Annotated in this window: 9 protein-coding genes; 2 read left to right on the plus strand and 7 right to left on the minus strand. The window is 62.4% G+C overall.

The features are described 5' to 3' along the window. Positions 1–32: 32 nt before the first annotated feature. The 7 genes from Q7C33_RS10485 to Q7C33_RS10515 form a co-directional block, all read right to left on the minus strand. Positions 33–1,562: a DHA2 family efflux MFS transporter permease subunit gene (locus Q7C33_RS10485; RefSeq protein WP_407683355.1), complete on the minus strand. Its 1,530-nt coding sequence runs from the start codon at positions 1,560–1,562 to the stop codon at positions 33–35. Between the two features lie 214 nt (positions 1,563–1,776). Continuing rightward, entirely contained in the window at positions 1,777–2,973 is a 1,197-nt protein-coding gene (locus tag Q7C33_RS10490; protein WP_407683356.1) for an HlyD family efflux transporter periplasmic adaptor subunit, read from the minus strand. Between the two features lie 15 nt (positions 2,974–2,988). Next, positions 2,989–4,458, minus strand: coding sequence for an efflux transporter outer membrane subunit (locus Q7C33_RS10495; protein WP_407683357.1), 1,470 nt, complete (start codon positions 4,456–4,458; stop codon positions 2,989–2,991). Next, positions 4,455–4,928, minus strand: coding sequence for a MarR family winged helix-turn-helix transcriptional regulator (locus Q7C33_RS10500; RefSeq protein WP_030142108.1), 474 nt, complete (start codon positions 4,926–4,928; stop codon positions 4,455–4,457). Before Q7C33_RS10500 ends, Q7C33_RS10495 begins: the two co-directional genes overlap by 4 nt. A 224-nt stretch (positions 4,929–5,152) precedes the next feature. Next, positions 5,153–8,839 carry a translocation/assembly module TamB domain-containing protein gene (locus Q7C33_RS10505; RefSeq protein WP_407683358.1) on the minus strand — a complete coding sequence of 1,229 codons (3,687 nt, stop codon included), beginning with the start codon at positions 8,837–8,839 and terminating at the stop codon, positions 5,153–5,155. After that, positions 8,836–10,563 carry an autotransporter assembly complex protein TamA gene (locus Q7C33_RS10510; RefSeq protein ID WP_323154651.1) on the minus strand — a complete coding sequence of 576 codons (1,728 nt, stop codon included), beginning with the start codon at positions 10,561–10,563 and terminating at the stop codon, positions 8,836–8,838. The genes Q7C33_RS10505 and Q7C33_RS10510 overlap by 4 nt, the downstream gene beginning before the upstream one ends. A gap of 65 nt (positions 10,564–10,628) precedes the next feature. After that, positions 10,629–11,273, minus strand: coding sequence for a GNAT family N-acetyltransferase (locus Q7C33_RS10515; RefSeq protein ID WP_030142105.1), 645 nt, complete (start codon positions 11,271–11,273; stop codon positions 10,629–10,631). A gap of 174 nt (positions 11,274–11,447) precedes the next feature. Between Q7C33_RS10515 and xthA the strand changes: the two genes are divergently transcribed. After that, positions 11,448–12,260 (plus strand): exodeoxyribonuclease III, encoded by an 813-nt coding sequence (gene xthA / locus Q7C33_RS10520; RefSeq protein WP_030142104.1) that lies wholly within the window; start codon positions 11,448–11,450, stop codon positions 12,258–12,260. 224 nt (positions 12,261–12,484) lie between these two features. Next, entirely contained in the window at positions 12,485–13,819 is a 1,335-nt protein-coding gene (locus Q7C33_RS10525) for a substrate-binding domain-containing protein (RefSeq protein WP_198796000.1), read from the plus strand. Positions 13,820–14,292: the final 473 nt, after the last annotated feature.

The following is a 14,292-nucleotide window of genomic DNA, read 5'->3' on the forward strand; positions in this document are numbered from 1 at the left end:
CAAGCTCGCTCCCACAGGAGTTCATGGTTGCTTCAATGACCGCTGGCAGCAGGCCCCGCCTTCGCCGCGAACGGCGGCTTCGCCAGCCACACCAGCAAAATCAACCCCATGAACGCCCAGCCCAGCAACGTGAAGTAATCCACGGTGGAGAGCATGTACGCCTGGCTGGTGAGGATCTGGTCGAGCTGGGCATAGACCGGCGTGCTCGCGCCACCGAGTTGGTTGATCGTCTCGCGGGTGGCCGGCTCGAAGGTGCTGATGCTTTCGCTCAGGTACGCATGGTGCTGGTCGGCGCGGCGGATCCAGATCCAGGTGGTCAGCGACGCGGCGAAGCTGCCGCCCAGGGTTCGCAGGAACGTCGCCAGCCCCGCGCCATCGGCGATCTGGTGCGGCGGCAGGTCCGACATCAGGATGCTCAGGGTCGGCATGAAGAACAGCGCCACGCCGATGCCCATGAACAACTGCACCAGGGCGATGTGCTGGAAATCCACCTCGTTGGTGAACCCGGCGCGCATGAAGCAGCTCAGGCCGATCGCCAGGAACGCCAGCCCGGCCAACAGGCGCAGGTCGAACTTGTGGGCGTACTTGCCGACGAAGGGCGACATCAGCACCGGCAGGATGCCGATGGGCGCCACTGCCAGGCCGGCCCAGGTGGCCGTGTAGCCCATCTGGGTCTGCAACCATTGCGGCAGGATCAGGTTGATCCCGAAGAACCCGGCGTAACCGCCCACCAGCACAATGGTGCCGATGCGAAAGTTGCGATAGGCGAACAGCCGCAGGTTGACCACCGGGTGTCCATCGGTCATCTCCCAGATCACGAAGACCGCCAAGGCAACGACTGAAATCAGCGCGCCAATGATGATGAAGTTCGATTCGAACCAATCCAGGTCATTGCCCTTGTCGAGGATCACCTGCAACGCACCGACCCCGATGATCAGCGTGATCAAGCCGACATAGTCCATCGGCTGGCGACTGGTGACCACGGGCCGCGCCTTGAGCTGCTGGCGCACGACCATCACCGCGAAAATGCCGATGGGCACGTTGATGAAAAAAATCCACGGCCAGCTATAGCTGTCGGTGATCCAGCCGCCGAGGATCGGCCCGGCAATCGGCGCCACCACCGTGACCATCGCCAGCAACGCCAGGGCCATGCCGCGCCTGGCCGGCGGGTACACGGCAATCAACAGGGTCTGGGTCATCGGATACAACGGCCCGGCGACCAGCCCCTGGAGTACACGGAAGCCGATCAGCTCTGGCATGGAGGTGGATATCCCGCACAGGAACGAGGCCAGGACGAACAGCATCGTCGCCCACAAAAACAGCTTCACCTCGCCAAAGCGACGGCTCAGCCATCCGGTCAGCGGCAGCGCGATGGCGTTGCTCACGGCGAACGAGGTGATCACCCAAGTGCCCTGCTCCGAACTGACACCCAGGTTGCCGGAAATGGTCGGCAAGGCAACGTTGGCGATGGTGGTGTCGAGCACCTGCATGAACGTCGCCAGCGACAAGCCAATGGTGCTGAGCAACAGGCTGGGCGGCGTGAAGGACGCGTTATTGCTCATTGCGAGAATCCTATGAAACGGAGGTGGTGAACTACTGGCGCCCCGATGAAATGGAATTACGCCCTGTGGCGAGGGGATTTATCCCCGCTGGGCTGCGTAGCAGCCCCTGTTTGATTAGATGAGTGAGTCCCTGATACACCGGGTCGCAGTTTTAGGGCCGCTGCGCAGCCCAGCGGGGATAAATCCCCTCGCCACAGAGGCCGGCATCGCTGCCTCAGCGCTGCGCGGTATTGCTCGTCGCCGCGCTGTTCTCATGAATCAAACGGCTGATCATCGCGTCGGCATCGGCCAGCTGACGGTCATAGACCTGGGTGCTGAACGAGGCTTTTTGCGGTGGCTGCTGGGCCAGTACCGGGCCGCTCTGGTCATGCAGGTTGACGTTGACCTGAGTCGACAGGCCGACCCGCAGCGGATGCTTGGTCAGCTCCTCGGCATTGATATGAATGCGCACTGGCACCCGCTGGACGATCTTGATCCAGTTACCGGTGGCGTTCTGCGCGGGCAGCAAGGCAAATGCGCTGCCGGTGCCGGCGCCCAGGCTGTCGACCGTACCGCTGTATTTCACGTCGCTGCCATACAGGTCAGTCTCGATGTCCACCGGCTGGCCGATGCGCATGTCGCGCAGTTGGGTTTCCTTGAAGTTGGCGTCGATCCACAACTGATCCAGCGGGATCACCGCCATCAACGCCGTGCCCGGCTGCACTCGCTGCCCCAGCTGTACGGTGCGCTTGGCAACATAACCGGTCACCGGCGCGATCAAGGTGCTGCGCGCGTTGGACAGATAGGCCTGGCGCAGTTGCGCAGCCGCCGCTTGCACGTCGGGGTGGGACGACACCACCGTGTCATCCACCAACGCGCTGGTGGTCTTGAGCTGTTGCCGGGCGTTGGCCAAGGCGTTCTGCGCCGAGGTCAGGTCGTCCCGTGCGTGGGACAGTTCTTCCTGGGAAATCGCTCCGCCGGCCGCGAGGTTCTTGCGTCGGCTGTAGTTTTCCTGGGCCTTCTGCACTTCGGCCTCTTGCGCATGCACCTGCGCCTTCATGCCATCGACATTGCTGTACAAGCCGCGCACCTGGCGCACGGTACGGGCCAGGTTGGCCTGGGCACTTTGCAGCGCGACTTCGGCATCGTTCGGGTCGAATTGCACCAGCACCTGGCCTTCGCGCACCAGGTCACCGTCATCGGCGCCAATGCTCACCACCGTGCCGGTGACTTGCGGGGTGATTTCCACCACATTGCCGTTGACGTAGGCGTCGTCGGTGCTTTCGTTCCAGCGACCATACAGTTCGTGCCAGGCCCAGACACCCACGCCGGCGAGAATGACGATCAGGGCCAGGGCCAGCAGCATCACCTTGCGCTTGCGCGGATTGCTGCCGTCCTGTGGGGTTTGTTGAGTTGTTTCGGCAGTTGCCATGACAAATACCTCGAATCAGTGAGTTGGCGCGGTGGCGGCCGGTGTGGCCGAAGCTACGGTCCGGGTCTCGAAACCACCGCCCAGGGCCTGCATCAGTTGGATCGACAGGTCGATCTGCTCGGCATTGAGGGTCGCCAGTTGGCGTTGGGCCTGGAGCAGTTGCTGCTCGATGCTCAGCACGTCCAGGTAATTGCCGATGCCGGAGCCATAGCGCTGGACCACGGTGTCGTAAGAGCTTTGCGCGATATCCACGGCATGTTGCTGGGCGCCGATCTGCCGACCGATGTCACGCAACTGGTTGATGGTGTCGCTGACATCGCCAAGGGCCGCGACCAGGCTCTTGTTGTATTGCGCCACCGCCAGGTCGTAGTCGGCGTCCCGGGCATCGAGATCGGCCCGCAGGCGTCCGCCGTCGAAAATCGGCAGCGACACCGTCGGTGCCACATTGAAGAAACGGCTGGCCGAGCCGAACATCGCGTCACCCAACAGCGATTGCACTCCCGCCGCCGCGCTCAAGTTGAGGTTGGGGTAGAAATTGGTCTTGCCGGCTTCGATGTTCTTGCTCGCCGCCTCGACCCGCCACCGCGCCGCGACCAGGTCCGGACGACGGCCCAGCAATTCGGCCGGCAGATTCGACGGTAACGCCACGGCGCTGGCCTGCAGCACGTTGGGCCGGGCGATTTCGTTGCCACGGTCCGGCCCTTTGCCCAGCAGCACCGCCAAGGCGATCTTGGCGCTTTGCAAACGTTTCTCCGCGTCGATCAACGTTGCATCGGCGCTCGCTTCCAGGCTTTCGGTCTGCTGGAACTGATACTGGCTGTCGATCCCGGCGCCGAGGCGACGCTTGCCCAGGTCCAGCATCTGCCGCGTGCGCTTGAGGTCTTCGTTGGCCAAGTCATGAATGATATGGGCCTGGCCCAGGTCGCTGTAGGCCCGGGCCACATCGGCAGCCAGGGTCAGTTGCGCGGCCTGGCGGTCGATCTCGGCGGCGCGGGCCTGACCGAGGGCGGCTTCCCAGGCGGCGCGCTGGCCGCCCCAGAGGTCGAAGTTGTAATTGAAATCCACGCTCAGCGAACGCAACGTGCTGTAGGCCCCACCCTGCCCTTGCGGATCCTGGTCGCGAGCCAGGCGCGAACGGCTGACGCTGCCGCTGGCATCCAGGGTTGGCAGGCGTGCGGCGTTGGCGGCATAGGCGGCGGCACTGGCCTGGTGAACCCGGGCGCTGGCGATCTGCATGTCCGGGCTGTCGTGCAGCGCTTCGCGGATCAGGCCATCGAGTTGTGGGTCGCCGAGGCTTTTCCACCAGTCGCTTTTCGGCCACGAGGCCGGCGACAGCTTGACGCCAGTCAGGGACTGTCCCGCCTGGAGGCTCTTGGCTTCGAGGCTGACCCCTTCGGTCTTCAGGCCGCTGTAGCTGGCACAACCGGCGAGGCTCATGGCCAGCAGCACCAGGCCCAAGTGGGTACGCAAGGTTTGACGCTTCATTTTTCCCCCAATCGCAAGACGGTGATGGGGTCACCGGCGGCGAGCAGTATTTTCTTGAGGATGTCTTCGAGGGTTTGCAGCTCCTCGCGGCTGATGGCACTGGCCAGTTGATTCATCGCATCGGCACCGATGAACGGCAGGCGATCGGCAAGGGCCTGGCCGGCTTCGGTCAGCACCAATTGCACTTGGCGCCGGTCCTCTGCCGAGCGTTGGCGAACCAGGAAGCCCTTCTGCTCCAGGCGATCGAGCATCCGTGTCATCGAGCCGCTGTCCAGGGACAGGTAGCGGCACAGTTCGACCGGCGTGTCGATGCCGTGCTGGGCCATGATGATCAGCACCTTGAACTGCGCGGCGGTGATGCCGACGGGCTCCATGTGGGTGTCGATGATCCGATCCTTGAGCAGCGCGGCACGGCCGAGCAGCATGCCGAGATGGCAATTGTGGAAATCGCCTGGGGTGAAATGCTTCATCTGGATACCGTTGTCGGAAGACGTTTTGCTGCCTAGGCAGTGAATGTATGTCGAGATATTACTGCTTAGGCAGCAAATGTCAAACAAATAGTTAGTTAGCTACGCATAGACAGACCTGTGGGAGCGGGTTTACTCGCGAAAGCGGTGTGCCAGTCAGCAATTTTTTAGCTGATAGACCGCATTCGCGAGCAAGCCCGCTCCCCACAGGTTGTTTTGAGGAGGGATCAGAAATCGCGCTTGTAGAAGATATCCAGCGAGCTGGCGACGCCGCTGGCGGCTTCGAGGTAGACCTTCTTGCTCAGCTTGTAGCGCAACGCGATGGTATTGGCCGGTTCGAACACGCCCACGCCATAGCGCAGGCTGAGTTTTTCCGACAGGTTGCCACTGGCGACCACGCTGGTGTCGTTGCCGCTGCCCTGGGTGTCGAGCTGGAAATCTTCGATACCCAGGTTGTTGGCCAGGCTGGTGGTCACGCCGGCGCTGCCCATCAAGCCCAGGCCCAGCGCGGCCTGGGCGAGCATGTTGTTGTCCTCGCCGGTGGTGCTCAACGGCCGGCCCAGCACCAGGTAGGACAACGCCTGCTCCTGGCTCATGGCCGGCTCGGAGAAGATCTGCGTGGTCGGCTGCTCGGCGCTGCCACTCAAGCGAATACCGGCGATCACATCGTCGGTCTGGCGGATCGCTTCAATGTCCAGGTAAGGCTGGTCGATCGGCCCGGCAAACAACAATCGCGCCCGGCGTACCGTCAGGCGTTGTCCGTAGGCCCGGTATTTTCCGTCGTTGAGCCAGAGCTCGCCGCGCGTGTCCATGTTGTCGCCGATGTGTACTTGGCCTTGGACGTTGGCCGTCAGGCCAAAACCCGAGAAGGCGAGTTTTTCCTGGCCGACGATGACATCGATGTCCATCGCCATCGCAATCGGTGCCTTGCCCTCTTCAGTCTGGTGGCCGACGATCACCGTGTCATCCGATACCTTGACCGTGGACGGCGGCAGCTCGCGAACGGTGATCTCGCCCTTGGGCACCAGGACCTTGCCGGCAATCGAAAGTCGTTCGCCCTGCATCGTGATGTTCAGGTTCGGCGCCACGTCCAGCACCGCGTAGGGTTCGACAGTGACCGGCAGTTGCGAGCCCTTGAGGGCCAGGTCCATGGTCAGGGCCTCGCCCCAGCCAATGCTTCCGGTCAGGCGGCCCTGCCCGCTCTTGCCACTTTTCCAGGCGCCATCGAGCCTTACCGTATCACCGGCGATCATGGCCCGCAGTTGCAGGGCTTCGAGGCTGATCGGCAGTTCCGGGCCGGACATTTCGCCGTCGCTGAGCACCAGGTTGCCGTTGACCTGGGGCGCGAGCAATCCACCGGACAGCGTGCCACTGCCGTTCAAATGACCGGTCAGGGTTTCCACCATCGGCACGAACGGCCGGGCCACCGACAGGTCCAGACCATTGAGTCGGAAGGAGCCGCTCAAAGGCTTGCTGGCCGGCAACGGGTTGATCCGTGCCTGGAGCGTCAGCTCACCCAGCCTCGCGCCGACGAAATTGATATCGGTATCGATGCGCGTCGGCGTCAGGCGGCTGCTGAGCGTCAGGGTCTGGTAGGGGAAATCCAGCCATTGCCCCTTGTCCTGCTCCTTATCTCGAATCCGCAAAGTACCGCCGCTGGCATCCACCAACACGCGGCCGTTCGGGCCGCTGGCCGGCAGGTCCAGTTGCAGGTCGGCGTTGAGCTGTCCGCGCCAGCCAAAATCCTTGGGCATCCACTGGGCCAGGCTTTCGATGGGGAATTGCTTGAGGTGATAACGCAGCTTTGGCTCCGGCATCAATCGCTGATCTTCCCCGCAGAGGCTGGCCTGGCCGGATCGCCAGCAGTGGGCACCGAAGTTCAGCGTGCCGTTGGCCAGGCGCTCAAGCTTCGCTGGTGCCTGCAAGCGCCAGGTCTGCCCGCCGACCTGCACGTCGCCGCTGGCGAGGCGTCCGCGCCAGTTGCCTTGGTCGAGCGAACCGTCGAGGGCCAAGGTGGTTTCCAACTGCGGCCCCTGCAGGTCGAGGTTGAGCCTCTGTTGCTTGATGTCGCCCTGGCCGCTGACCGTCAACACGCCCAGCGATGTTTCGCCGGCCCGGATGCCGCTCGCCTTCAAGTCGACCTTGCCCCGCTGCGCACTGTCGAGCGTCGCGTCCAGGTTCAGGCTTTGCAAGCGGTTGTCCTGGAAGGCCAGTTGCGTACCTTGCAAGTCGAGCTTGCCTTGCGGTGCCTTCAGCGTCCCGGCGAGATCGACGCGGCCGGTGATTTGGCCGCGCAATTGCGGCCAGAGCTGGGCCAGGCGCAAGAGCTTGATATCGATCTGCCCTGTCAGTTTCTGCTGCAGGCTGCCCGTGCCGTTGATGCGGTTGTCGCCCAGACGAATATCCAGCGCGCCGAGATTCCATTGTTCGCCAGCCCCGCTGGCCTTGGCCTGGAACAGCGCCGGCTGGCCGCGCAGCTTGCCCTTGAGGTCCAGGTCCGCGTCGAGCTCGAGGCGCTCGTTTTTCATCGTTCCCTTGCTGCGCAACGGCCCGGCCAGGGTGCCGGGCAACTCGCCGAGCCAATACGCCGGGTTGATGGCCGACAATTGCAGCGCCGTATCCCAGGCAACGCCGTCGGCAAATTGCAGGCTCAAGTGCCCTTCGGCCTTGCCCTGCCCGGCGGCGAGCTTGAGCTGTGGCAAATGGATCTGCGTCAGGTCGCCGCTGAACGGGCTGTCCAGGCTGAACGCCCCGGCCGGACCGTCCAACGCCGCGTGGAAATTGCCGAGGTATTTGCCATCGGTGTACGAGACTTCGCCATTAAAACGGCGCAACGTCACTTGCGGTTCGTCGATCAGTGGATAGAGGCGATGCCAAGGGAACTCCAGCCAAGCGATCTTCGCTTCGGCGCTCAGGCCTTCGCGCCAATCCAGCTGCCCGGTGAGCTTGAGGCTTTGCTGGTCGCCCGCATCCAGATCGAGGCCAGCGATCTGTGCGCCGTTGGCGTCGACCTTGCCGCTGAGCGACAACGCCACCGGGCCTTTCTCGGCGGGCAAACTCGCCTTGCCGAGCAGTTGATAGCCATCTTTCAGGTTACCCTCGCCGGTCAGTTCCAGCTGATTGAGCAACAGCGTGTCCGGCAGGTCGGCGCTGGCCTTGAAGCCGTCGGCGGTGATGCGCACCTTGGCCGGCAGGTTGTCCGCGAGCGGTTGCAGCTCGCCACTCAGGTGGCCTTGCAGATAACCGCTGCTGTCGGCAGTGAGCTCAAGGGTCCTGAGCAGATCGCCATCGACTTTCAGATCCAGCATCCAAGGTGTCGCACCCGGTGCCGGCAATGTCAGTTGGCCCGCAGCACTGAGCGGCCAGTTCCCACGCGGCTGCAACAGGCCGGACAGTTTCAGGCTCAACTCGTCGCGCTGCAATTGCACCGAGTCGATCTGCAGACCTTCGGCGGTCCAGTGCGCCGCCAGTTGCAACCCCTTGAGCTGTTCGCTGCCGTTGAACGACAGGCTGCCCACCTGGACGTCGCCCAACTCGATCGCCAAGGGCAAGTCCAGGTCCGGCAGGCTGATCGGACCGCTGCTCGGTGCATCGGAAGAGGCCGGCAGCTGCAAGGCAATCCTGTCGGCCTTGAGCTGCTCGATGCACAGGGTCATGCGTAAAAGGCAAAACGGCGACCAGGCGAAGATCGGCCGATCGAGTTCTACCCGGCTGGCGTCCTGTTGCCACACTACCCGGTCGGCATTCCACTGCCCGCCCAGCCGCCCCTGGAAACTCTCCACGGTCAGCCCTGGCACCAGGCCAAGGGCCCAGCGGCTGCCAAACGCCGTGCCCAACACGATGCTCAAGGCCAGCAAGACCGACACCAGCAACCCGCCAAGGGCAAGCAGCGTTATTTTCAAACCGCGATTCACAACTCAGGCCCCATGGAAAAGTGCAATCGAATGCCGCCGTCGTCGTCCAGGGCATGGGCCAGGTCGAGGCGGATCGGGCCGACCGGCGACACCCAGCGCACGCCGACACCCACGCCGGTCTTGAGGCTTGGCAAATCGAGATTATTGAAAGAGTTGCCCTGGTCAACGAAGGTTGCGACGCGCCATTTTTCCGCGACCGAATATTGATACTCGACGCTGCCGGCCACCATGTAGCGGCCGCCGATGCGATCGCCGTCGGAGTTTTCCGGCGACAGGCTCTGGTAGTCGTAGCCGCGTACGCTCTGATCGCCGCCGGCAAAAAAACGCAGGGATGGCGGGATCGATTTGTAGCCATTGGTAGCGCTGCCGCCGATCTGGGCGCGGGCCAGGAAACGATGCTTGTCGAACACAGTGGTCAAACCCTTGACCATGGCGGTGCCATACAAAAGGTTGTTGTCCGAACCCAACCCTTCCTTGGCGACCTTGGTGTCGAATTGCAGGCGATAGCCATGGTGCGGGTCGATACGGTTATCGCTGCGCAGGTACGAATAGCTGACGCCCGGCATCAGCAACGTACTCAGGCCCGAATCGTCGCCAAGACGGTATTCCTCGCGCTGCCACTTGAGCGACACCACACGCTGCCAGCCGCTGGGCAACTTGCTGTGCCATTCGGGCCCCACGGTCAGCAGTTTGCTGAGGGTGTCGGTGCCGGCCAGTTCTTCATATTGATAACCGCCGGCGTAGCGCAGCTTATCGGTCAACGGCGGGTCCAGCGGCACGTCGTACCAGAGGCCGATGTTTTGCCGGGGCGCCGAGACTTCCGCCTCCCAACCGTAGCTGTGCCCTTGCGGATTGACCCAGTGGCGCGTCCAGTTGGCCTTGGCCCGGGGGCCGACGTCGGTGGAGAACCCCAGGCCCAGCCCCATGGTGCGAGGCTTGCGGGTGTCGAGCTTGACCGCCACCGGGATCACGTTGTCGGTGGCCGCGGTGGGCGTCGCATCGACGCGCACGCCTTCGAAGTAGCCGCTCGATTGCAAGGCCTGGTTGAGTTCGGCGATGAGCTCGGAGTCGTAGGGCGCACCCGCCTTGAACGGCACCATGCGTTGCAGCAGGTCTTCATCGAAGGGTGTATCACCTTCGAAGCTGACCGCGCCCAGGGCGTAGCGCGGCCCGCTGTCGTAGATCAATTCGATGTCGGCGATACCGGCCTGCGGGTCCACGCGCAACGTCTGGCTGATGAACCGCCCACTGAAAAAACCATAGCGCGAGGCCTGGTTCTGGATTGTCCGCTTGGCGTCTTCATAGCGCCCGTGGTTGAGCACCGCTCCGGGTTTGAGGCCTGGGTTGTCAGGCACGCGGAAGCCCTTGAGCGACGCCGCCGGGCCGTCGATGCGGATCGTGACATTACGCAAGTGCACCGGCTCGCCGGGGTCGATGCTCAGGATCAGGCGCGGCGCCTTGCCCGCCTGGACCTCACTGTCGATCTGCGGCTGGTAGTAGCCCAGCGCCTGGGCCGCTTTGCGCGCCTGCTCCTCGGCGCCGCGACTGAAACGCAGCAACGCCTCTTCGTCACGATCGCCCACACCACCGATGTAGCCTTCTACGTTGGCCTTGAGTTCGTCATTGGAGGGTTTGACCCGCACATCCAATTCACTTTGTGCCAGCGCCACGCAGCTGAGGGACAGCAAGAGCGCGCCACCGGTCATTCGTCCTGGGAAATTCATGGCGCGGATGCTATCACGAGGTCGGGAGCCTGATAGAGCCAGACGATTCCCAAAAGTTCGTCTGACTAAGCCGTCGCGCTCTGCAGGACCTGCGGGTTCGCATGAAAGAAAACATGCTCGCGGATCGGTCCTACCGCTATTTCGCCAATTTCCTCATAACCCTGGCGTTTATAAAATTCGAGATAACGGGGATTTCCAGTGTCCAGCACCACGCCTTGGGAATGCTCGTCCACGGCACACCAGTTGTGCACCGCCTCGAGCAACTGTTCGCCGTAGTGTTTGCCCTGGAATTGCGGATGAACGCCCAGCAACGGCAATACATGCACCGCGTCCGAAGGCAGGCAGGCCAGCACGGCGGCGTGATAGTCCAGGTACCGTCGGGTACAGCGGAACCCCGTGCTCAAGACCATGCGCAGGCGCCAGGCCCAACTCTCGGTGATACCCAGGCGCCGCTGCGGCGGGGCGATCAGGGCGATGCCTATCAGGCGGTCGTTGACCAGCAGGCCAATGGCCGGCAGGTCCTGGAGGAAATGCTGCTTGACCAGTTCACGCACGGTCGCCCGCACCCGCTGTTCATAGCCGGGACGCTCGGACTCGAACAGGTAGCTGAAGGTCGGCTCATGACGATAGGCCTGGTAGAGCAACGAACGGGCTTCGCGGGAATAGCCGCTGTCGAGCATATGGATATCAGCAGTGGCGGTTTCAGGCATGGCGTTGCGTCTCCTGGGCGGGCTCGATGAGGCCTGCTCTTATTGACTACGAACCCGATAGGGCTGCGATCGTTCCTACATGCCAAGGACATTAGCAGTGCATTTGTCCTACTGCCACGCTAGCCCCGTTCCCACATGTCAGCTAGCATCGCAGTTTTGCCAGGACAGCCGACCATGAAGATCGTCTCCTTCAACATCAACGGCCTGCGAGCCCGTCCCCATCAGTTGGCGGCACTGATCGACAAGCACCAGCCGGACGTGATCGGGTTGCAGGAAACCAAGGTCCACGACGAACAGTTCCCGCTGGCCGAGGTGCAAGCCTTGGGCTACCACGTGCATTACCACGGTCAGAAGGGCCACTACGGTGTCGCCCTCCTCTCGCGCCAAGCGCCGCTGACCCTGCACAAAGGCTTCGAGACGGACGATGAAGATGCCCAGCGGCGTTTCATCTGGGGCACGTTTGCCGATGCCAACGGTGTGCCGGTGACCATCATGAATGGTTATTTCCCCCAAGGTGAAAGCCGCGACCACCCCACCAAATTCCCGGCCAAAGAGCGCTTCTACAGCGACCTGCAGCAATTGCTGGAAACCCGCTTCAGCAACGACCAGCCGGTCGTGGTGATGGGCGACGTGAACATTTCCCCGGAAGACTGTGACATCGGCATCGGCCCGGACAACATGAAGCGCTGGCTGAAGACCGGTAAATGCAGCTTCCTGCCGGAAGAACGCGAGTGGATGGCGCGCCTGAAGAATTGGGGCCTGGTGGACAGCTTTCGCCACCTGAACCCGGACGTCACCGACCGCTTCAGCTGGTTCGACTACCGCAGCCGCGGTTTCGAAGACGAACCCAAGCGCGGGCTGCGCATCGACCTGATCCTGGCGTCCCACGGCCTGCTGCCACGGGTCAAGGATGCTGGCGTGGACTATGAACTGCGGGGCATGGAAAAGCCGTCGGACCATGCGCCGATCTGGTTGGAACTGAGCTGAATCCCAGCCTTCAGATTCTCTGTAAGAGATCCCTGTGGGAGCGAGCTTGCTCGCGATAGCGGTTTATTTGCCACATCAATACTGACTGTGCTGCCGTCATCGCGAGCAAGCTCGCTCCCACACTTGATCGCGCCGGTCATTCGTTTCTCGTCGCACCCCTGTCATCTTTCAGTAACGCGACTGACTTAATCTTCCGGCACTTCCCAAGGTCAGAAGGTGCCGGCATGCGGCTCAGCGTTGTGTTTTTCCTCGGCTTCTGGCTGCCGTGCGGCGCATGGGCGGACCGCTTGCCCATTCCCGAACACGGCCCTGCCCTGCGCCTCCAGGGCTCCAACACCATTGGCGCGGCGTTGGGGCCGGCCCTGGTCCGCGGACTGATGGAGAACCAGGGATTGCTCAAAGTCAGCGCCGAAATCACCGGCCGCGACAACGAGCAACGCATCGTCGGGCAGACCGCCGAAGGCCAGCGAGTCACAGTCGACATCGCCGCCCACGGCTCCAGCACCGGATTCACTGCGCTCAAGCAAGCCAACGCCGACCTGGCCGCCTCTTCCCGGCCGATCAAGGAAAGTGAACTGAAGGACCTGGCGGCCCTCGGCGATCTGAAAAGCCCGACATCCGAACAGGTCATCGCCATCGACGGCCTGGCGATTATTCTTCACCCACAAAACCCATTACGGCAGCTCGACACCGTGCAACTGGCACGCATCTTCAGCGGCGAGGCAAAAACCTGGGAAGCGGTGGGTGGCGTTGGCGGGGCGATTCATCTATACGCCCGGGACGAGCAGTCCGGTACGTATGACACCTTCAAGGAATTGGTACTCAACCGACAGGGAAAAAAGCTGGATCCTACGGCCAGACGCTTCGAATCCAGTGATCAACTGTCGGATGCCGTCAGCCAAGACCCACAAGGCATCGGTTTCATCGGTCTACCCTACGTGCGCCAGGCGAAACCTCTGGCGATTGTCGATGGCGATTCCCAACCCATGTTGCCGCTGAACAACCTGATCGCCACCGAGGACTATCCCCTTTCCCGGCGTTTGTTCTTCTATTTACCGCCCTTGCAGACCAATCCGTGGGCCGAGGCGCTGGTGGACTTCACCCAAAGTGAACAGGGCCAGGCTATCGTCGCGGCCAACGGCTTCATCGCCCAGACAGTCCAGGCGATGTCGGTCACCCCCAACGCCTTGATGCCCGAGGGTTATCAGGCCCTAAGCCGTCATGCCCAGCGCCTGACCGTGAATTTTCGTTTCGAAGAAGGCAGCGCCAATCTCGACAACAAGGCCCATCAAGACCTCGGTCGGGTGCTCGACTACATCAAGCAGCATGGCAAAACCGATCGGCGTGTGACCCTGGTGGGTTTCGGTGACGCCAAGGACGATCCAGCGCGCGCCGACCTGCTGTCCAAACTGCGGGCAATGGCGGTGCGGCGTGAATTGGTCAAATTCGGCGTGGCGTTGCGTGAGGTGCGCGGTTTCGGCGCGTTGATGCCGGTGGCGGCCAATAGTGAAGATGAAGGACGGGTTCGCAATCGGCGGGTGGAGGTTTGGGTGTATTAGAAAGCTTCGCAATCCAAAGCGAAGCCAGTCATGTGGCGAGGGGATTTATCCCCGCTGGGCTGCGCAGCAGCCCTAAAACAGTGAACACAATCTTTCTGACATACCGAGTTGGCTGGTTTGGGGGCCGCTGCGCAGCCCAACGGGGATAAATCCCCTCGCCACGAAAGCTCTGATGTTTATGTCGATAATCTTGGCGTAGGAAGGGACTCCAACTTCTTGCGCCATTGCCTACAACTACGCCAGAATCCGCCGGCTTGTGCGCCTTGAGGGTGGGCTTTACTGTTGCCCGGTCGCTGAATATCAGCGATCGGGTTTGGTAGCCCGGGTAAAACTAAGGCGCACAGTTCCGGCATATTTATTATGGCGGCTGTGCGTGGGGCGCCTCCTGGCGCGCTGGGTTTGCCTTGGTACCCGGTCTACCAACCTGCGTATAGCCGCCACCCAATGTTTGGTAGCAAAGGGTTGCGGCTCCC

Origin of the sequence: Pseudomonas sp. BP11-1-1, from assembly GCF_052112105.1 — a bacterium.
GTDB classification, from domain to species: domain Bacteria; phylum Pseudomonadota; class Gammaproteobacteria; order Pseudomonadales; family Pseudomonadaceae; genus Aquipseudomonas; species Aquipseudomonas alvandae.